This window comes from Marinobacter sp. SS5-14b (genome assembly GCF_030541005.1).
In the GTDB taxonomy this organism is placed as follows: Bacteria; Pseudomonadota; Gammaproteobacteria; order Pseudomonadales; family Oleiphilaceae; genus Marinobacter.
Genome location: NZ_JASSVM010000002.1, coordinates 585,174 through 605,036, shown reverse-complemented (window position 1 = coordinate 605,036; position 19,863 = coordinate 585,174). Strand labels below are relative to the sequence as shown.

Annotated in this window: 21 protein-coding genes; 10 read left to right on the top strand and 11 right to left on the bottom strand. The window is 55.9% G+C overall.

The features are described from left to right. Positions 1 to 78: 78 nt before the first annotated feature. Positions 79 to 1,032 (top strand): LysR family transcriptional regulator, encoded by a 954-nt coding sequence (locus QPL95_RS06720; protein ID WP_303290230.1) that lies wholly within the window; start codon positions 79 to 81, stop codon positions 1,030 to 1,032. A gap of 15 nt (positions 1,033 to 1,047) precedes the next feature. Here the strand turns inward: QPL95_RS06720 and QPL95_RS06715 are convergent, their stop codons facing one another. From QPL95_RS06715 to QPL95_RS06705, 3 genes are read right to left on the bottom strand one after another with little or no spacing between them, the layout of a single operon-like run. Continuing rightward, positions 1,048 to 4,098 carry an efflux RND transporter permease subunit gene (locus QPL95_RS06715; protein WP_014420757.1) on the bottom strand — a complete coding sequence of 1,017 codons (3,051 nt, stop codon included), beginning with the start codon at positions 4,096 to 4,098 and terminating at the stop codon, positions 1,048 to 1,050. A gap of 1 nt (position 4,099) precedes the next feature. After that, complete coding sequence (locus QPL95_RS06710; protein WP_008172291.1) at positions 4,100 to 5,254, bottom strand: efflux RND transporter periplasmic adaptor subunit; 1,155 nt, start codon at positions 5,252 to 5,254, stop codon at positions 4,100 to 4,102. 23 nt (positions 5,255 to 5,277) lie between these two features. After that, on the bottom strand, positions 5,278 to 5,814 hold the full coding sequence (locus QPL95_RS06705; protein WP_014420756.1) for a TetR/AcrR family transcriptional regulator: 537 nt from the start codon (positions 5,812 to 5,814) through the stop codon (positions 5,278 to 5,280). A gap of 157 nt (positions 5,815 to 5,971) precedes the next feature. On the opposite strand from QPL95_RS06705, the gene QPL95_RS06700 reads away from it, so the two are divergent. After that, entirely contained in the window at positions 5,972 to 6,328 is a 357-nt protein-coding gene (locus QPL95_RS06700; RefSeq protein WP_223268841.1) for a cytochrome c biogenesis CcdA family protein, read from the top strand. A gap of 257 nt (positions 6,329 to 6,585) precedes the next feature. Here the strand turns inward: QPL95_RS06700 and QPL95_RS06695 are convergent, their stop codons facing one another. From QPL95_RS06695 to QPL95_RS06680, 4 genes are all read right to left on the bottom strand, one after another. After that, a complete protein-coding gene (locus QPL95_RS06695; RefSeq protein WP_303290229.1) occupies positions 6,586 to 6,801 on the bottom strand; it encodes a lipid A-modifier LpxR family protein in 216 nt (71 codons plus the stop codon). Between the two features lie 13 nt (positions 6,802 to 6,814). Next, positions 6,815 to 7,417 (bottom strand): lipid A deacylase LpxR family protein, encoded by a 603-nt coding sequence (locus QPL95_RS06690; protein ID WP_303290228.1) that lies wholly within the window; start codon positions 7,415 to 7,417, stop codon positions 6,815 to 6,817. 1,050 nt (positions 7,418 to 8,467) lie between these two features. Then, positions 8,468 to 9,478, bottom strand: a complete 1,011-nt coding sequence (locus QPL95_RS06685) for a nucleotidyl transferase AbiEii/AbiGii toxin family protein (RefSeq protein ID WP_303290227.1) — start codon at positions 9,476 to 9,478, stop codon at positions 8,468 to 8,470. Further along, the gene (locus QPL95_RS06680) at positions 9,471 to 10,076 is read right to left on the bottom strand and encodes a DUF6088 family protein (protein ID WP_303290226.1); all 606 of its coding nucleotides are present in this window, start codon (positions 10,074 to 10,076) and stop codon (positions 9,471 to 9,473) included. The genes QPL95_RS06685 and QPL95_RS06680 overlap by 8 nt, the downstream gene beginning before the upstream one ends. Between QPL95_RS06680 and QPL95_RS06675 the strand changes: the two genes are divergently transcribed. Beyond that, complete coding sequence (locus QPL95_RS06675) at positions 10,015 to 11,085, top strand: sensor domain-containing diguanylate cyclase (RefSeq protein WP_303290225.1); 1,071 nt, start codon at positions 10,015 to 10,017, stop codon at positions 11,083 to 11,085. The genes QPL95_RS06680 and QPL95_RS06675 overlap by 62 nt on opposite strands. A gap of 59 nt (positions 11,086 to 11,144) precedes the next feature. On the opposite strand, the gene QPL95_RS06670 is transcribed toward QPL95_RS06675, so the two are convergent. Further along, positions 11,145 to 12,029 (bottom strand): helix-turn-helix transcriptional regulator, encoded by an 885-nt coding sequence (locus tag QPL95_RS06670; RefSeq protein WP_303290224.1) that lies wholly within the window; start codon positions 12,027 to 12,029, stop codon positions 11,145 to 11,147. A gap of 115 nt (positions 12,030 to 12,144) precedes the next feature. On the opposite strand from QPL95_RS06670, the gene QPL95_RS06665 reads away from it, so the two are divergent. The 7 genes from QPL95_RS06665 to QPL95_RS06635 all read left to right on the top strand — a co-directional run bounded on the left by QPL95_RS06665 (position 12,145) and on the right by QPL95_RS06635 (position 17,814). Beyond that, positions 12,145 to 12,846, top strand: coding sequence for an ABC transporter permease (locus tag QPL95_RS06665; protein WP_303290223.1), 702 nt, complete (start codon positions 12,145 to 12,147; stop codon positions 12,844 to 12,846). Then, the gene (locus tag QPL95_RS06660) at positions 12,843 to 13,586 is read left to right on the top strand and encodes an ATP-binding cassette domain-containing protein (RefSeq protein WP_303290222.1); all 744 of its coding nucleotides are present in this window, start codon (positions 12,843 to 12,845) and stop codon (positions 13,584 to 13,586) included. The genes QPL95_RS06665 and QPL95_RS06660 overlap by 4 nt, the downstream gene beginning before the upstream one ends. 71 nt (positions 13,587 to 13,657) lie before the next feature. Next, complete coding sequence (locus tag QPL95_RS06655; RefSeq protein ID WP_303290221.1) at positions 13,658 to 14,464, top strand: substrate-binding domain-containing protein; 807 nt, start codon at positions 13,658 to 13,660, stop codon at positions 14,462 to 14,464. Positions 14,465 to 14,612: 148 nt separating this feature from the next. Next, positions 14,613 to 15,482, top strand: a complete 870-nt coding sequence (gene fdhD, locus QPL95_RS06650) for a formate dehydrogenase accessory sulfurtransferase FdhD (RefSeq protein WP_303290220.1) — start codon at positions 14,613 to 14,615, stop codon at positions 15,480 to 15,482. A 12-nt stretch (positions 15,483 to 15,494) separates the two neighbouring features. After that, positions 15,495 to 16,082 (top strand): molybdenum cofactor guanylyltransferase MobA, encoded by a 588-nt coding sequence (gene mobA / locus QPL95_RS06645; RefSeq protein ID WP_303290219.1) that lies wholly within the window; start codon positions 15,495 to 15,497, stop codon positions 16,080 to 16,082. Next, the gene (mobB, locus tag QPL95_RS06640) at positions 16,079 to 16,570 is read left to right on the top strand and encodes a molybdopterin-guanine dinucleotide biosynthesis protein B (protein WP_303290218.1); all 492 of its coding nucleotides are present in this window, start codon (positions 16,079 to 16,081) and stop codon (positions 16,568 to 16,570) included. Before mobA ends, mobB begins: the two co-directional genes overlap by 4 nt. Next, positions 16,567 to 17,814 (top strand): molybdopterin-binding protein, encoded by a 1,248-nt coding sequence (locus QPL95_RS06635; RefSeq protein WP_303290217.1) that lies wholly within the window; start codon positions 16,567 to 16,569, stop codon positions 17,812 to 17,814. The genes mobB and QPL95_RS06635 overlap by 4 nt, the downstream gene beginning before the upstream one ends. Positions 17,815 to 17,827: 13 nt before the next feature. Here QPL95_RS06635 and QPL95_RS06630 read toward each other — a convergent pair whose 3' ends face one another. The 3 genes from QPL95_RS06630 to QPL95_RS06620 are packed head-to-tail and all read right to left on the bottom strand — an operon-like array spanning position 17,828 to position 19,847. Next, positions 17,828 to 18,304: a DUF6505 family protein gene (locus QPL95_RS06630; RefSeq protein ID WP_303290216.1), complete on the bottom strand. Its 477-nt coding sequence runs from the start codon at positions 18,302 to 18,304 to the stop codon at positions 17,828 to 17,830. After that, positions 18,301 to 19,005 carry a biotin/lipoate--protein ligase family protein gene (locus QPL95_RS06625; RefSeq protein WP_303290215.1) on the bottom strand — a complete coding sequence of 235 codons (705 nt, stop codon included), beginning with the start codon at positions 19,003 to 19,005 and terminating at the stop codon, positions 18,301 to 18,303. The genes QPL95_RS06630 and QPL95_RS06625 overlap by 4 nt, the downstream gene beginning before the upstream one ends. Beyond that, positions 19,002 to 19,847: an Mrp/NBP35 family ATP-binding protein gene (locus tag QPL95_RS06620; protein WP_303290214.1), complete on the bottom strand. Its 846-nt coding sequence runs from the start codon at positions 19,845 to 19,847 to the stop codon at positions 19,002 to 19,004. Before QPL95_RS06620 ends, QPL95_RS06625 begins: the two co-directional genes overlap by 4 nt. Positions 19,848 to 19,863 lie beyond the last annotated feature (16 nt).

The following is a 19,863-nucleotide window of genomic DNA, read 5'->3' as shown; positions in this document are numbered from 1 at the left end:
AGTAGCGCGCAGTATGGTCGCCGTTTACACTCGGGTAAACGGGAAAATTTGTTAAACATATTCAAAGAATTTTTGAAAATGAGTCTTGATGATCTGATCGTGGTTTTGAGGGTCGCTGAATTCCGCAACATTACCGCTGCCGCCACCAGTCTTGATATGCGAGCTGCCACAGCCAGCGCCGCAGTAAAGCGCGTAGAACAGGAGCTGGGTGTAGAGTTATTCGTACGCTCCACGCGAAGGTTGCGGTTGTCTGCCGCCGGCGAGAAATACTTGCCTTACTGCAAGCAAGCGATTGACTTGTTGAGCCAGGCGCAACAGAACCTTCGATCTGAAGTTGACTCTGTAACAGGCGAAATCCGGCTTTCGGTTTCATCCGATCTTGGTCGTAACCGCGTTGTGCCCTGGATCGACGAATTGATGGCAACGCATCCAGGTTTGAACCTCAGAGTTCAGATTACTGACACCAACGTGGACTTTTACCGGGATTCGGTCGACATGGCGCTTCGCTACGGCGCGCCCAGTGACACCAACCTGTATGGCTTCAAAATTTGCGATGTGCCGCGCCTGCTTTGCGCATCTCCTGATTACCTGTCGCGTCATGGTCGCCCCATTCATCCTGATGACCTTGAGAACCACAACGGGCTGTTCTATCAGTTGCAGGACATCCCATTTGACCTCTGGACGTTCAAACGCGGAGACGAGGAATATCGAGTCAAAATGACGGGCGATCGCGCCTCAAACGATGGCGATCTGGTTCGCCGGTGGTGCGTTGCTGGCCGCGGTCTTGCGATAAAATCGTGTCTTGATATGTCGGATGATCTGCTTGCAGGCCGTGTCACCACCATCATGCCGGGCTATGCGCCGCCGGTATCCGAGCTGTGGCTGATTTGTCCTACCCGACAGTCAATAACGCCGGCAATGAGGTTGTTGAGGGATGACCTGCGTGCAAAAGTAGGCGAACTGATGAATGCAATGATTGCCGGAGGCTTTTTTCCTCCGGATCGCTTGTCCGGAGGAAAAAAAGACGCCTGAAAAACAGCGGGTGCGTTATTGATGATAAGAAATTCTCATTAACGTGCAGTACACCACTGGCAGCACCACTAACGTCAATACCGTTGCAACACCCAAACCGAACACGATAACCAGCGCCATGCTCGCGAAGAAGGCATCGCTGAACAGAGGAATCATTCCCAACATGGTGGTTACGGCCGCCATAAGCACAGGTCGTACCCGGCTTACCGCGGCCTCAACCACCGCAGTGAATGCATCATCCTGCTGTTCTAACTGAATATTGATCTCCTCAACCAGCACAATGGCATTCTTCAGTACCATACCGATCAGACTCAGAGTCCCGAGCAGCGCCATGAATGTAAAAGGCGCGCCGAGCAATACCAGTCCACCAATGATTCCAATCATCATGAGAGGAACAATCATCCAGATAGACAGAGCCTGTCGGAAGCTACCGAACAACAGCATCGAAATAATGAACATCCCCAGCAGTCCAAGAGGCAGCGAGGAGAAAAGCGAAGTCTGAGCTTCGGATGAGGTCTCGTACTCTCCACCCCACTCAATCGAATAGCCGTGGGGAAGCTCCAGCGCGTCGACCTGCGGGCGGATCCTCTCCAGCACACTCGCCGCCGTCTCCCCCGACAAAGGCATGGGTTCGGCATAAACCGCCAACATCCGCTCCCTGTTTCTGCGTTTTATCAACGGATCCCGCAGTTCCGTATTGATGGCATTGATGACGTTGCCCGCGCTGACATAGCGGCCCTGCTCTTCACTCCAGACATTGATCGAGGTAAGGTTTTCGATGTCAAAACGCTGCTCCTCTCTTGACCGCATAATGATCGGAATGAGGTCGCTCCCCTCACGGTACACTCCAACCTGCTGCCCCTGATTATTCAGCAACAACGCCTGGTGCAGTGATTCGCGAGATACGCCAAGGCGCCGGGCCTGTTCTTCGAGGAACTCCGGTACGATCACGGCTTCCCGATTACCCCAGGACAAGCGCACGCTGTCGGCCAGAGGTTCATTTTCAAAAATTGCCTGCACGCGCACACCGATTTTCCGGAGTTCTTCGGGATCTTCTCCAAAGATACGAGCTTCAAGACTGGCTTTGGCTGAGGGCCCCACCTGCAAAGCCTGCACTTTGTAATGCACGTTCGGGAAGTCTGTACGCAGTTGCTCAATGACTTCCTCCATACGGGCCTCTCTCGACGCCTTATCCCGGGTCTCTACGATCAATTGGCCAAAACTGGCGTATCGCTGCTCCGGTGAATACGTCAACGTAAAACGCTGGGCTCCGCCACCGGTGACACTGGTCACCTGAACGACCTGGTCCATGTCATTCACGCGCGATTCCAGCCGCTTTACGGTCTCTTCGGTTTGCAAGATGTCGGCGCCCTCGGGTAACCAAAGGTCAACAAAGAAGAGTGGCGTTGTGGCATTCGGGAAGAAAGCATTCTTAACCTGTCCCGAGAACGATAGAACCCCAGCCAGAAGCGCGATCGCAAGTGTTAATGTCACGAAGCGATAATGAATCGCGTAGGTCAGCAGGCGGCGGAAGACGACGAAAACAATTCCCTTATAGGGGTCGTTATCGGATGACTGCCCGACACTCTCGAGCTTGTCGGGATAGAACATATCAAAGAAAAACGGGGTCAGAGTGAGTGCCGTCAGCCAGCTCAGGAAAAGCGAGTAGCACAGAACCCAGAACAGGGAGCCAATGAATTCTCCGGTGGTGTCTGGTGAAAGGCCGATAGGAGCAAAGGCCGTAATGGCAATCACGGTAGCGCCGAGCAGCGGGTACCGGTTCTGCGAGACCACTTCTTTGGCTGCCTGCCTTTTGGACTTGCCCTTGGAAAGGCCAATCATCATGCCCTCGGTGACGACGATGGCATTATCGACCAGCATCCCCAGCGCAATGATCAGCGCACCCAATGAAATCTTCTGGAGCTGAATACCGTGTATTGCCATAAGCACGAATGTACCCATGATGGTAATCAGCAGGATCAGCCCCATGAGCAGGCCACTTCGCAGCCCCATGAACAGCAAAAGCACAATAATGACAATGCCCACCGCCTGAGCAAGGTTCATGAGAAAAGCAGATACTGCCTCCTCGACTACTTCAGGCTGGTTATACACTGTGTTCAGTGTCATGCCGATGGGTTGCTGTTTTTCCAGGCGTTTCAAAGCCTCATTGAGACTCTCACCTACATCAACAACGTTGGTGCCCTCTGCAAATGACACGCCGATGGTCAAAGCAGGCAATCCGTCAGAGTGGTAAAGCAAGGCGGGTGAGTCATTGGTCACCCTGCGAACTTCGGCCAGATCGCTGAGCCGGATAATACCCGAATCAGCGCTTCCAACTGCCAGTTGCTCAAGTGCCTGAACGGAATCAAGCTGACCGGTTGGCTGAACGGATAACGACAGCCCTTCACTGCGCAGGTGGCCAGCGTTGCCCACCGTATTCTGCGCATTCAGAAGGCTTGCCAGGTATTCTGGCGAGATGCCAAGAGCACGCATACGGTCACGGTCCAGTGACACGATCATCTGCTCGTCGACACGACCACCGATACTGACTTTTGCGACGCCCTCCAACAATCGCAGTTCTCGCTGAATGAGATCCGCATGGTCACCAAGATCTTTCAGCGAGTAGCCGTCACCACGCAACGTGAGCAGCAGGCCGAAGACATCGCCAAAGTCATCGTTCACGATGGACGTGTTCACGCCTGGTGGCAGACCAGGCTGGGCATCATTAATCTTTCGCCGAAGGATATCCCAATACTGGTCTAACTCCCCTTCTCTGACCGTCTTCTTGAGTTGGACAGTAATCTGCGACAAGCCGTCCGAGTTCACCGAAGTAATGTCATCGATGCCCGGCATCTGCTGGATCGCTTTTTCCAGAGGCAGCGTAACCTCCTCCTCGACTTCAAGAGGCGTTGCTCCGGGATATTGGGTGGTCACCAAGGCGGAACGTAACGTGAACTCCGGGAATTCAAGCTGGCCAAGACCCAGAAACGCGAACATGCCCCCAACCCCAAGCAACAGCGTGACCATCCAGCTGATGGACTTCCGATCAAGAAAATAATCGACCATCTCAGAGCCCGCCCTCTTTTTCCCAGGGACGGACCGAACGATCCCTGTTCATCCGGTGAGCGCCGGCAACCACGATTCTGTCGCCCGGGCTGAGCTCTCCCCGAACAAGCACGCCATCGTTCATTTTCTTACCCGGCTCGACATCCACCGGCTCGACGCTGCCCGTGTTATCGCCATTCTCACCATCGGCAGCAGCCACGTATCGCCAAACCACGCTAGTGCCGGGTTCTGCGTCAGGTGTTACAAGCGCCGCGGTTGGTATCAGCCACGACGGGGCGCTCTCTCCAGCCAATGTGCCGTAATCAAGCAGAACGGTCGCGCTCATCCCCGAAAGCACTGTGATGTCCTCGGGTTCAGGGAGCGTTACGGTAACCTCATAACTGAGCGACCCCTGAGAGGCATTGCTGTCATGCTCTTTGTAGCTCGCGGCGTAGCGTTTATCGGGAAGCTCGGGAAACTGTACCCACGCGATAGTGTTGCCATTGGCGCGAACGTTCCTGGATCTCTGTGGTTGAAGGCGGCGGACCTGTTGTTCAGGCATCTGGAACGAGACGTCGATAGAGCCGGGCCGTTGCAGTTCGGCAATGGCCTGCTGCGCTGATACAACCTGAAAGACATCCACCGGCACCCGTGAAATGACGCCATCAAATGGCGCTTTGAGAACGGTATAGGAAAGTTGGTCCTCCGCGCTGGCCAGTTGCGCTCTGGCAGAGAGGTACTCGGCCTCGGCCTCATCGAAACGGGCCTGACTGATGGCCTGGCGCTCCAACGATATTCGCATTCGCTCGAAGGTGGCCTGTGCCAGATTGAAATTTGACCGGGCGTTTTCCAGGCGGGTTCTTGCGTCCCGATCGTCCAGGCGGGCAACGACCTCCCCTTTTTCCACAGTGTCGCCTGCTTTAACGGCCAGCTCCGTCAGCTCTCCTCCCACTCTGAAAGAGAGTTCTGAATGGTCAGACGCCGAGACTCTGCCCGGATACTGATTGAGCGTGCCTGACTGCGCCTGCTCCAGCGTCATGAGCTTTACCGGGTAGACAGTTTGCTGTGTCAGAGGGGGCGCCTCCGCCGAACATCCCATCACCAGGAGGCTCGAAAGCATTGCAAGCGCTTGTAGGCCTCTCAAGGGCATGGCGGTACTGACCATCTTGAATTTCATAACGCGTCACTCTCCAGAAAAAATTAGGTATTCCGACGATCGGCAACCGCATCCCAAGCCATATTAAACGCTAATTCGATATGCTCATCGGTACCTTCGAACGACCCTTGCAGGCATCGTTGAACGAGGTGGTAAATCGGGCGGAACATAAACGTTTCGAGAAGTGGAAAAGGTACCGGTTTGATCAGCCCGGATTGCTTTCCCTGATCAACTGCATTCAAAAGATTTGCGGCTCGGCTTTCGTTTCGTGCCTGGATCTCGGGAGTCATCCAAGCAGAATGCGTGAACGTCTCGTGGTAGCGGAATAGTTCCGGACGCTCAAGGCCGATCCGGAACAGTGTGTGCCACTGGCGTCGCAGTCCTTCACGCAGATCTTTCCCGCGAGAAAAACTGTCCAGCGCCGCATCAATGACCTGATCGCTGACGTAATAAAATGTCGCCAATAAAAGCTGTTCTTTATCTTCGTAATAGATGTACAGCGTGGCTGGTGACAAACCCGCAGCCTTGGCTATCTTGCCAACCGAGGTTGCTGAAAAACCGTGATCTGCTACTTCCCTCACGGTAGCTTCCAGGAAGGCTATTCGTTTCGAGTCGTCTCTTTGCCGCATTTGTCTGCTCAACGCTTCAAATTGGTCGGCCTAAAATAAATGAACGTTCACTTATTTTCAAACCGAAAATATAGGCGTATACCGAAGTAGGTGCCCTACTGAAGACTAAATTCCTGATCTTGCAACCTGGGGAATTGGCGCCGCGTTTGCCATCGGCTGGACACCCTGTATAGGCCCCATACTCGGGGCCATATTGGCGCTCAGCTCCACGCATGCCAATGCTGAGGCGGGCATGCTGTATCTGGCGGCGTATTCGTTGGGGTTGGCTCTTCCTTTTCTCGGAACCGCCCTGTTTATTGAACACTTTCGGCAACGAGTACGCTGGCTCAGTCGCTGGAGTAGACTGCTGAGAGCGCTTGCTGGCTTGGTGCTCGTTGTAATGGGAGTAATGGTGCTCACCGGTCGGATGACACTCTTTGCGTCGTGGATGTTGTCGACGTTTCCGGTTCTCGGAAGGCTTGGTTGAGCTTCCTACAGCCAAACTACAGGGAACGGTCCATGGCTTCATGCTCAAATACTGCGTATAAACAGGTTTCATGAACAAATGGGGCCGCTATTTCGTTAACTAATGGCTTTGCATTGCCGAACCATTGAAGCGGCTCATTGTTCTTCAGGACTGAATTAAAAACCGGTTCGCAGTGGAGGATCTTGAACGTTCGCTTTTGTTTAACAGCGGGAACAAGCGCCACCACATCCCGTAAGCAACGGTCAAAACCGACCTTTCTATATTGCCCAAGAAACTGACAGTGTTCCAAAGCTGAAGTTGTCTTTATGGCGCTCGTCTTCGCTGGTCGAGGCACGCAATGTGACCGCGGCCAGTAGGTGATCCCACTGCCAGGTAGCGCCCAGACCAAGCCGACCAATCAGCGGCCCTTCGTCGAAACGGTAAGCCCCGGCATTGTCATCGATGTAGGAATAGCCTACATACTCCAGCCCCACATATACTGACCAGCTACTGCCTGAATCCTTGAACGAGCCCGGCAAAGCGATGGCTGAGGAGGTACCAGCGTAGTCCGGATCCGATCACAGACAAACGCTGTTCAATGTTGCCGCCCTGCCCGGCTTGCAACAGTTTTCGGCCATGCGCAGCCTGTATGCCACCCACCACATCGGTTCCAAGCTGATTCCCCCACCCTTGCGGCTTGTCGCTTCCAGTGGCTTTGTGCACCCATTTCTGAACCGACTCGGCACCGCTTTCGGGCCCAATAACGCCAATGTGAGCACCAAAGCCGGTAATCGTATCGGCGTTCCAGCTCCAGAGAGTGCCGCTGAGCGACAGGTGGCCGGCATAGGGAATGTCGTCGAACTGCGGACCTTCAACCGTAATATCTTCAGGCGTAACCATGAATTGCCGCAAACTCAGGCTTACCGCCTGCTTTGAATCAGCAGTTCCAATACCTGGCAGAAAGCGCAGCTCATCACGCAGAATCCGGGCAAATCTTGCCGACTTTCCATCGTTCTCGTCAGCGGTGTCTGTCAGATACGAAAAGCGTACCCCGTTTGTATAGCCGCGATCGGTTCCGGTAAGCAGGTCGTTATCCCAGGACAGGTTCACGACTTCAGCCTTCAGGCTGGTTGGGAAAACACTAATGACGAAAAACAGCAGGAGGGCACATCCGCAGCGACAACTCAAATCCAGTCTCTCCGGTTGATACAAGAGTTAACAAGCATGGCCTATGTCGAGTCATACCGTTACAACGGCCACTCAATCAGATGTGCAGACTAAGTCGCTTTCCCTCGCTTTTCTAGCTCCCTCCCATCGACGCAGTCAGCTCTTCCGGATTAACGTGCCGCCGGACGAGATAAGAACACCCGATTACTTGGAAAAGTTCAGCTGTAGTCAATCGACCTGACAGATACTGGCTCTTTAGCTATTGGTAGTCTGAACTCTACACTAATCGCCCCGAGTGTCAGCTATGTGGTTGCCGAATCCCCCCCGTTACTCTTGATAACCTCTGATGCGGCCAACCCTTGACTGTTAACGAGTGCCGATGGGTGATACTCTCTCGCAAAATATAGCTTTCTACAGGCGGACTCTCAGACTACCCCGCTCGACAACTGTCCAATTTCGGACAGTTAAAACCAGACATTTTTTCTGAGCTTGAAGTTCGCATAGTAAACTGTAAAGCTAGAAATTAAGCAGCTGGGGCAGTGGTCATTCTGTCCAGGTAGAGCCATCTCCAACCTGACAAATGCGTGCCCAAACTTGGGATAAAACGTGTAACTAGCGGTGTTAACAGAACTTTTTTGAACTTCCGCCCAGCCTGCAAGTTACTGACGAACAACGATTTAGACCCACCGACCTCACTCCAAACCGACCCCAATCGGCGCCCTCCGGAGGCAGAGGTCAGAGGTTCGAATCCTCTCGGGCGCGCCATATTTTTCAAGGGCTTACGTGAAAACGTAGGCCCTTTTTATTTGGCTGTGTCCATGGTGTGTCCACGGTTTTGAGGGGACTTTTCTGAGCGCAAAAATTCTGACCTTTGCCCTGAAAGCGCCATCCTCCGGATAGGCCAAAGCCAGAATTGACAGGAATTCCATTGACGGACACCAGCATGCCCCCTTTCTTCAGGCCCGCCGATGACGTGGCAGGAACCGATGGCACTCACCAGCTGTTAACACGGATTTCGAGATCCCGGATTGAGTCGACGATTTCCTCAAAGCCCGGAGGTGTTGAGTACATCATCCCCGCACGCACCATTTTCTCATAATCAGCCCGCAAGCCCTCAAGAGTGTCGATCTCCGGCAATAGCTTCAGCCGCCCATTCAGACATTCGTCATAGTTCGCGTAGCCCGTATGGAAGAACGCTTTCTTATGCCGGACAACATCCTCAAACAGCTCCCGGTTTTCAACGGCTGACTGACCGGCAGGATGCTCTGCAAGCATAACCAAGTCGTACCAATGCCTGGAAAGCCTTTCAGCACTCTCCCTAAGCCTGCCCCTGTTGCACTCGACATGTATGAGTGTGGCTTTCTCCCAAAATGTCCGTTCCGGAGAGAGAACCACGACCTCACTGCTCGGATAGAGGAGGCCTTGCGTCAGCTCGGAGATGTACGGGGAAACCGTATGAGTTTCGTTGGGATCGATAACATTCCTGCCACCCAGCTCAATGAGTACCCGGGAACGGATGTATTCGCCAGTACCTTCTACAACCGAGGGGTAAGTGACCCAGATCTTTTCACCGCCATCGTCCAACTCAACGGTGTGCTGCTCAGCTGTTGGCAATTTGGCCAACTCACTTTCTAGGTATGGGACGACCACTTCGTTCGCATAAGCAAAGACCTGGCTTTTCAGCCGATCACTGAACTGCTTGGTTTTGGTCCGGCTCACCCCCTCCGCGAATGGATCAAAGCTCTCTTCGAAGGCACGATAATCCAGCGTGATATCGATATCTTCGGAAAACCGATCAATCACGCCGTAAACTTTGGAGAGCGACGTACCACCCTTAAAGGCCATCGGGTGCGCACCCGGCATGGAGAACAGAGCCTGCAAAGTCCAGCAGACCCATATGTCCTTCTCCAGCACCGGTGCACCGCGACCCAGTTGAGGCGCAACAGTTTGAAGGATATCGCTTTGTTCTTCTGCGGACAGTTCGAGAAATACCTGCTCAGCCATGAACGCGCCCTGTCTCGAATTGCCTGAACACCTCGCTCATCCAGGCTGGCATACGGGAGGAAAGCAGCGTCTCGAACTCTTCTTCACTCAGCCCTTCCTTGATCCGCTTCACTACCTCGGTACTGATGTTGTTTTTACCCAGATACCAAAGCGCAGAGAGTGCCAAGCCAGGCCTCTTGCCGGCATGCTGAAGCTTCCTCTGACTGCTGGTGTGCATGAGCTTCACCTTAAGGTTGCCGATGCGAATTTCACGGGTGGGGCCATTGGTGTAGTAGACCGGTGTCGTTGGCATCTGCGTACTGAGCTTGAAGCGGCGAGCCGCTTCGGCCCCGTGAACCTGAATGGTTTCTCCATGATCTCTCGCGATCACCTCGACCACGCTTGACACGTCCGGCATGACATTGCCGACAAACCGACTTTGCTTGGGTCGGACGAAAACTCCCCGTGCGATCCGTTGGATAGCACCTTCTTCTACGAGCCTGGACAGAGCCTTGTCGACAGCAGCACGCGACCCCAGCCGCAGAAACCGGCTGTTCGTGAAAGGTTCCCCTTGTGAAACCTCCGAGATTTGCTGCTGGACTGCCTCTTTAACGGACATAAAACCACCCCTATTCGATGTCAGAAAAACTACCACTTTTTCTGACATCGTTCAAGTTTTGCACAACCACTACCGATTCGGCTACGGGTCAGATCGTCAGTTCGCGCCCGTAACCGTTATAAACGTCCGGACCATCTTTTTCTGCAATCTTGGTGACTGGAACGAGCAAAGCGTTGCTTGTGGTCTGCTCGCGGTCAGGTTGCCCGTAACGGGGAAAAAGGTTGGCTGGTTACTGTTTTTCAGGCCCGGGCAAAAACAAAGCAGAGTCTGGGCAGGTCGACCGGAGGATCATGCCGAACGCAATCCAGAAGGCAAAGTATTCCTGACCCCAAGGCGTTCATTCGCCACATGGACAGAAACGATAGAAGACATGAGCGAGCCGTGGATTGAGATTGAGCGGCGCTCTGCATTAGAGCTCGGCGAGGACCTTGCCGTAGTCCTGTTCAGCCGGGAGATCGACGAGCTGAATGCCAATCTCACCAATGCCAACCATCGCTTACAAAAACTTGCACAGACGGACGCATTAACGGGCCTGCCAAACCGACGATTGCTTGAAGACCGAGTGGAGGTCAGCATATCCCGCGCCCAGCGATATCAACAGAGCATGGCCCTGTTGTTCCTGGACCTTGACGGCTTCAAACAGATCAACGATACCCTGGGGCATCGGGCAGGCGACCTATTGATTCAGGGGGTGGCCGAGCGACTTCAGAGCCTCATTCGCCACTCCGATACCGTGGCCAGGCTGGGTGGCGATGAGTTTGTAATCCTGCTGGATGAAATCAAAGCGCCCGAGGATGCTCGTGTTATTGCCGACAAAGTGCTAGACGCATTCTCGTGCCCATTCGAGCTGGAAGGAGAAGTACTGAATGTCACGTTCAGCATTGGCATTTCTGTCTATCCATCGGATGGCGATAGCTTCCGTGCGCTAATCCGCCATGCCGATATGGCCATGTACCAGGCCAAAAGCGAAGGGCCCAATACTTACCGATTCGATGGAAAGCCTCGATAGCAGACTGAGCCGCCCCCCTGAAACACTCATGCATTAAACGGGCAGAGAAAGCCCCAGTCTCACGCGTTATAGACCACCCGCCCCAAATCACGGATATCATAACCTCCAAGCGCTTCCGCCCGCTGGCTGAACCGCTCGCATCCGGCAAAGGCCAGTAGCCGCTGCACAGCGGGTTCAAAATAGTGCCGGCGGCGCATGGCCAGGTCGAAGTTTTCCTGCTGTAAAGGTATGAAAGCCAGCCCCTGGCGTCTGGCCGCCGCCTCTATACCCACACCAATGTCTGCTTCGCCCTGCCGGATGGCCAGTGCAAGATCATCCTCGCTGAGCGAGGGGTTAGGCGCCCAGGTCAGGCGATTGGCATCAATATCATTGTGAGAAAGCAGGCTTTGCAGCAGGTGGCTGACGCCGGCATCGGGTTGCCGATGGGCGATGCGCAGTCCTGGACGGGCAATGTCCTGAAGCTCCTTGATGCGGTGAGGGTTGTTGGCGTCAAGCAGAAGGCCCTGCTGACGCTTGGCCCACCGAATCAGCACCAGATCGCGCATCCCACTCAGCCCCAGAATCGAGGGGGCGTTATAGCATTGACCCTCAGGATGCCAGATGTGCATTCCAGCAAGCATGGCGCGCCCATCGAGCAGCCGCTGCACACCATCACCACTGCCCTGGCACAACAGCGCCAGCTCAGCGCCACTTTCTTTAATCGCCCATTCCAGAAGTGGGTCCTGGCTACCTGCCAAAACCTGTGGCGTGGGCGTGCTGGCTGCAACATCCCCTTCCAGGTGATTCATCAGCCACAAATCAATACGCTGGCGTGGAAACAGAAGCTTTCCGGTCACCCGCACGCAGGGGATCACACCCTGGCTGACCAGGTCGTAAACTTTGCGTTCCTTCAATCGCAGATACTCGCCAACTTCCGCCGTGGTGAGGTAAGTGGGAAGGGGCATGGCTATCTCCTGCTATCCGCTAATTGTTTTCCTGTTTTAAGCTGCATATTTTTCACTAGCTGATGCAAAGCGTAATAGAACGCGACAGGATGCTCAATATTGAGGAGACGCAGCTGTGGAAAATAATAATGCGTTGTATGTAGCGCTGTCCCTTGTACTTAACCTGGACGCGACGCTTTACCAGATCGTGACACTGTCGCTGCAGGTTTCTCTGCTGGCCGTGTTGATTGCGGCTGTCATCGGGTTTCCGCTGGGTGCGGCAGTTGCGCTCTGGCGTTTTCCTGGCCGTGGCGGCGTTATTATCGCGCTTAACGCCATGATGGGCCTGCCACCGGTCGTGGCCGGGCTGACGGTTTATTTGCTGCTGTCGCGCGCGGGCCCGCTGGGTGAGTGGGGACTGTTATTTACACCAAGCGCCATGGTAATTGCCCAAGTGGTGCTGGTACTGCCCATTCTGGCAGCGCTGTCGCGCCAGAAAGTCGAAGAGCTTCTGGGTGAGTATCGGGAACAGTTCATTTCACTGAATATGTCACGTAGGCGCATGATGCCCACCCTGCTCTGGGACGCCCGCTTTGCTTTATTGACCGTTTTGCTGGCCGGATTTGGCCGCGCCAGCGCCGAGGTAGGCGCCGTCATGATGGTCGGCGGTAACATTGAAGGGGTCACGCGGGTGATGACCACCGCCATCGTACTGGAAACCAGCAAAGGCGACCTGCCACTGGCCCTGGGCTTGGGGATTGTACTGCTGACCCTGGTGATGCTGGTCAATGCAGGCGCTTATGTCGTAGGTGAACTGACCAGAAGGCGGATGGGATGACTTCACTCAACGTTCCACTGATGACCGGCACTGCGACCAATCCGCTTCCGTCGCTGCGCTTCGATGATGTGGCGTTCAGGCATCAGGGCAAGCTGCTACTGGGCCCCTGCTCATTCACGCTGGAGGGCACCGGGCCTACCCTGGTGATGGGCCCCAACGGTGCTGGCAAGAGTCTGCTATTGAGGCTCGCGCACGGCCTTATTTCGCCCACCCAAGGGCGCGTGTCCTGGTTATCCGCAGAGTGCCCGCGCCAGGCCATGGTATTCCAGCAACCGGTACTGTTGCGCCGCTCGGCACTCGCCAACCTCGTTCACGCGCTGGCGGTCAACAAAACGCCACGCAAAACACGGCTGAAGCTGGCTCTTGAAGCCCTCGCGCGCTTTGGCCTCACCTCATGTGCCGCCACCCCCGCACGGGTGCTTTCCGGCGGCGAACAGCAACGCCTGGCTCTGGCCCGAGCCTGGGCGCTCTCGCCTTCGGTGCTGTTTCTGGACGAACCCACCTCCGCCCTGGACCCGGCAGCAACCAAAGCCGTTGAGGCGGCCGTGCAGGAATTTCATGAGCGGGGAACGCGGATTGTGATGACCACCCATGACCTTCACCAGGCGCGCCGCCTCGCCGGTGACGTTCTGTTTCTTTCGGGCGGAAAAGTGCGCGAGCACACCCCCGCCGCATCCTTTTTTAATGCGCCCACCTCCCGAGAGGCACAGGCGTTTATTGCCGGAGAACTGATCGAGTAGCTCACATCTCGACGCAAGACCTAAACGTTGCCCAACGGGTAGCCCTGAAAAACAGCAGGAGAACAAAAACAATGAATAAGACGTTAAAACTTGTGTTTGCAGTCATTACCACCACCGGCCTGACATTCAGCGCCGCGGCTGAAGACTACATCACTCTGGCCTCTACAACCTCGACGGAAAACTCCGGGCTGTTCAACTCGATCCTTCCGCTCTTTGAAGATGCCACCGACATCCAGGTGCGGGTTGTGGCCGTCGGCACCGGGCAGGCGTTTGAAATTGCCCGCCGGGGCGACGCTGACAGTCTTCTGGTGCACGACACCGCCGGCGAGCAGCGCTTTATTGACAATGGCTACGCCACTGAACGTGCGGATGTCATGTACAACGACTTCGTGTTGATTGGCCCGGCCAATGACCCCGCCAATATCCGCTCGGCACAAAATGTTGCCGAAGCCTTAGCGGCTATCGCTGAAGTCAAAGCACCTTTTGCCTCACGAGGCGATGACAGCGGCACCAACCGGGCTGAACTGCGCCTTTGGCAAAACGCAGGTGTCGAACCCGATGGCGACTGGTATCGCGAACTCGGCAGCGGCATGGGACCAACACTCAACACTGCGGCTGCCATGGATGCCTACGTGATGTCAGACCGCGCCACCTGGGTAGCTTTTAAAAACCGACAGAACCTGACGCTACTTTTTGAGGGCGACGAGGTATTGTTCAACCAGTACGGCAGCCTGCTGCTGTCTGAAGAAAAACATCCGCATCTCAAACACGATCTCGCAAAACAATGGCACAACTGGCTGATTTCCGATGACGGCCAACAAGCAATTGCCAACTTCAAAGTGAATGGCCAGCAGCTGTTCTTCCCCAACGCAAAGTAAGCCCTCCGGCCAGGCCAATAAAACCCAACAACGCTTGGGGTTTTATTGGCCACAAGTCGCTGTTTTTCCGAAATGCCAAATAGGCTAATCTCTGTCAACGTCCGTAATTAAAAGACGATTCAGCGTCTTCAGAGTGGCTATAACAAAAATGACGATAACACCTCTTTTGCCGAACCCAGAAGATCCGCGCCTTTCCCGTGCGGTTGAAGGCATTGACGAACATGGCCAGTCCAAATCGATCAGCGTGATCGAGGAGCGCCCCCTGACCATCTACCTCAACAGTCAGGAGATCGTCACCGCCATGACCATCGGCGATCACCCAGAGTATCTGGCCCTGGGTTTTCTTCTGAATCAGGGCATGCTGAAAAGCTCTGATCAGGTGACCGGGATTGATTTCGACGAAGAGCTCGAAGTGGTGGTGGTTCGTACTGCTGGCGTTACCGATGTCGAAGACAAACTGGAAAAGAAAACCCGCACCTCCGGCTGTGCGGTCGGGACGGTGTTCGGCGACATGATGGCCGGGCTAGAGGGGCTGTCGTTGCCAGACACGCCCGTACACACCAGCACCTTTTATGATCTGTCGTTCCAGATCAACCACACTCCCAGCCTGTATATGGAAACCGGCGCCATCCATGGCACCGCTTTGTGCCAGGGCCGAGAGGTGTTGGCGTACATGGAAGATGTCGGGCGCCACAACGCAGTCGACAAGATCGCAGGCTGGATGCACCTGAACAACATCCTGGCAGCCGATAAAATTCTCTACACCACCGGCCGCCTGACCTCTGAAATGGTGATCAAGACAGCCTTGATGGGCATTCCCACCCTGATCAGCCGGTCCGGTTTTACCGCCTGGGGTGTCGATATTGCGCAGCAGGTCGGGTTAACGCTGATCGGGCGGATGCGGGGCAAAAAATTCACTTGCCTCAGTGGCCAGCACCGACTGGTGTTTGATCAGGACTTGTCGCAGATTCCGGATGACAACAAGAAAATGCAGCGCAAGGGCGCTCGGAATGATTAACAGGAGCGTAGCATGACAGATTGCGCGGTGATTCTGGCCGGTGGCCAGGCCAACCGGATGGGCGGTGGTGATAAAGGGCGGCTGATGCTGGGCGACCGGTCGTTGATCCAGCGCGTGATTGATCGAATCACACCGCAGGTTGATGCCGTGGTGTTGAATGCCAATGGCGATCTGAGCCGCTTTGACGATCTGGGTTTACCGGTGGTGGCGGATACCATCGCCGATTATGCGGGGCCACTGGCGGGCATTCTCGCGGGCATGGACTGGGCGGCAGAACACGGGTATGAATGGCTGATTACCGTGGCATCAGACACGCCGGCCTTTCCGATGGATCTGGCTAAACGCTTGACTGGCTTCGACACGCCGGTGGTGTTGGCCGCCACCCCGGATCCTGAGCGCGGCAAGATCGCCCAGCCGACCTTTGGCCGTTGGCCGGTGGCACTGCGGGAAGATCTGCGCGCCGAACTAAATAGCGGCGTGCGCAAGATCCGCCAATGGACCCGAGCCAAGGGCGAAACCCTGGTGCTGTTTGGCGAGCATGACTTTTTCAACATTAACACACCAGAAGATCTGGCCTGGGCGGAGCAACACCTGACGTGAATGTTATCGGCATTGTGGGCTGGAAAAACTGCGGTAAGACCACCTTGGCCAGTGCCCTGATTCAGGAATTATCGAGCCGGGGTTTAACGGTTAACTCCATCAAACACGCCCATCACAGTGTGGATGTCGACCAACCCGGCACCGACAGTTACCGGCACCGTGATGCCGGAGCCCGGGAGGTCATTCTCGCCGGCGGGCAGCGCTTTGCCATCATGCACGAACTGCGAGGCGACGAAGAGCCAACACTGGATGAACTGCTAGCCCGGCTGGGGCCCTGCGACTGGGTGGTGGTGGAGGGCTTCAAAGCCCACTCCCACCCCAAGATTGAAGTGCATCGGCAGGAATGCCCGAAGCAGCCGCTGTACCGGGACGACCCCGATATCATCGCGGTCGCCACCGACTATGCGCCGGATTTTGATGGCCCTCGATTTGATCTGAACCATACCCGTGAGATCGCCGACTTTATTCTGAGTACCGTAGCGTCATGAACGAACTTCGCAACGACTGTTTTGCCCTGCCCCCGGGCGTTAACTGGACGCCGGTCGAAGAGGCCCTCGAGCGATTACGTTCGCGTTTGCACCCGGTTGTGGGCGTGGATCGCGTGGTCCCGCTGTCCCAAGTGAATGGCCGGATCCTGGCCAATGATGTGTTTGCGCCTCGCGCCCATCCCCCCAGCAGCAACTCTGCGGTGGATGGCTATGCCTTTGCCGGCCCGTTAACTCAGGTGCCCTGTGCACTGCCTTTGGTCGATGGCCGCAGTGCCGCCGGGGAGCCGTACCGCGAGCCGGTTCCCACCGGTCATGCCATCCGCATTCTGACTGGCGCAGTAATACCGGCTGGTACAGACACGGTGGTTCTTGAGGAAGATTGTGAAGTCATCGACGGCCAGCTGCATCTGAAAGGCACCTTGAAAGCCGGTGCCAATGTGCGTAAAGCTGGAGAAGACATCAAAGCGCAGGACAAAATTCTGTCGGCGTCGACGCGCCTGACGCCCACCCAGATTTCTGTGCTCGCGAGCGTCGGTGTTGAGTCTGTTGATGTCTATCAAAAGCTGCGCGTCGGCGTGTTGTCTACCGGTGATGAAGTGAAGCCGGTCGGCGCAACCGTCACCGACTGGCAAATCTACGATGCCAACCGCCCGATGCTGAGCGCTCTGGTGGCGCAGCTTGGCTATGAGCTGGTTGACCTGGGCCATGTGCTGGACCGGGCCGACGACGTCAAAGCGGCGCTGGAACGGGGTGCAGAACAATGCGACCTGATCCTGACCAGTGGCGGCATTTCCGCCGGCGACGAAGACCATGTCTCGAAAATCCTGAAAGCCCATGGCGACATCAGCAACTGGCGCATCGCCATCAAACCGGGCCGACCGCTGGCGTTAGCCATGTTTCAGGGCACACCCGTGGTCGGTTTGCCGGGCAATCCAGTTGCCGCCTGGGTGTGTGCGCTGCGCTTTGGCGCGCCGGCGATGGCGCTGCTGGCAGGAGGCGAGTGGTTCGAGCCCCAGGCCTATGAAATGCCGGCCAACTTCTCCAAAAACAAGAAACCGGGGCGCAGCGAGATGTTGCGGGCTCGGATTCGTGACGGAAAGGTGGAGGTGTTTGGCTCTGAGGGTTCAGGACGGGTGACCGGCCTGGCCTGGTCTGAGGGCCTGGTAGAACTGGATGAGAGCGCCCGGCAAATCGAGCCGGGCAGCCCTGTGCGGTTTATTCCTTACAGCAGCTTCGGGCTGTAATCACTCGCCGGCATCACTCAACGCTACCGTGTACCGCAAAGGCCTCCAATGAGGCATCTTGCGGTGCCCGGGAGCGATAGGTTTCCTCTACACCCAGCTCGGTCAGGGTACGACTGACCATCAGCAGGGTGTTCTCCTCAAAGTCTTCACACATGTTGCGCATCTGGTCGATTTCCTCGCAGGCCACCGGGTAAGCCGCATCCACATCCGGCGCGCCGTAACACTCGACAAACGTTTGCGCCAGAGTGCGGCGTAGTTGCTCCAGTTCCGCGTCGGTGATGTTGCATACCCCCACGAAGGTGGCACGGCCACCAGATTCAATGCTGTACCAACCATTACTGAAAGCCTGACGGGCCTTGCCCTTCAGGTTTGCTTCCGTCCAGTTAGAAAATTCAAATCCGCCCGAGATTGCCCATTCGCCACTTGGCGCGGGCAGGTCGAACACATTGTCATCGGATACGTCCAGGCGCAGGGTTCGGGCCAGTTTCATGCATGCTCCGCGAATTCAATCAAACTCAAGGTCTCGGTCATGACATCCTGACGTAACAGCATCCGGCCTTTGTCGTCCAGGCCCACAAACAGTCCCGGTCGTGGGTATTCGATCTGTTGACCGAGGGTGTCACAGCGAGGGCGCCACTCGTTGTGTATACGTTTGAACCCGTCATCCATAAAGTAGGTCAGCCACAGCAGGGTGTGCTTGGACCAGCTTTCCAGCAGTGCCATGGGAGTGATTTCGGCGCACCCCTCCTCTTGCAGGCAGGTTTCGTCCGGGTTCTCGCCAGGCTCGTTGGTTGTCGAGGTAAACGGCACCTGAATACCAATGACCAGCCAATTCGGGTGCGCCCTTGGGTCGGAAACATCCGCCGCAAAGCGAACGCCGCCACACACCGCACCATTCACCTTGATGCGGTCTGGCCATTGGAAAAACACCGGCACTTCCGGCGGTGCCAGGGCACCCAGACTCTCGGCCAGGCCGATCTGGGCCACGTACACCGCCTGAATAGCCTCTTCCAAAGGCGTTTCGGGTGCCAACACCAGAGCCGCACGCAAGGTGTCGCTTTCCTCGGAATAAAAAATCGTACCCGAATCGACTCCTGCGATGGCGCTGCTAACGGCCTTGTCGAACGGGTCAGTATGTCTAGGCACCACTTCTCCCGAGAGCAGTGGCGGGAATTGAGGTGACTGACTCATAAGATGGCTCGGGCGTAGACGTCAGAGGCGATAATTTCATCAGCGATCCGCTGGAACGCCTTGGACTGCAGGCTTTCCGGCTTCGACACCACAATCGGAACGCCGCCATCCGATCCGATACGGATATCGAGATCCAGCGGAATTTCGCCCAGGAAAGGTGCCCCAAGCTTTTCGGCTTCGGCCTTTGCGCCGCCGGAGCCAAAGGGATGGTGCTGCTTGCCGCAACCGTCGCACACGAAAGACGCCATGTTCTCAATCAAGCCAAACAGCGGCACCTCCATCCGGTTGAACATGTCGATGCCCTTACGCGCGTCCATCAGCGCGATATCCTGGGGTGTCGAGACAATGACTGCGCCAGCAACGAAGAACTTCTGGCTCAGGGTCATCTGAACATCACCGGTGCCCGGCGGAAGATCCACCAGCAGCGCGTCCAACCGGCCCCAGTCGACCTGGTTCATCATCTGTTCCAGGGCACCCATCAGCATGGGCCCGCGCCAGACGATGGCTTCGTCTTCCGGGGTCATCAGGCCCAGCGACATCAAGGTTACCCCATGATTGCGCAGCGGCAGAATGGTATGCCCGTCCGGGCTGGATGGGCGACCCGACACGCCCAGCATACGGGGCTGGCTGGGACCGTACACGTCGGCATCCAGCAGCCCCACTTTGAGGCCCTTGGACGCCAGTGCCACCGCCAGATTGGAAGCCACGGTCGACTTGCCCACGCCACCCTTGCCCGAGGCAATCGCAATGATGCGACCAATGCCCTTCGGATTTTTATCCTGCGGCCGGGGCGCATCGGTACCGATCAGATTACTTTTGTCGGCGTTAACGTATTGAACCATAAAGAGTCCTGATTAA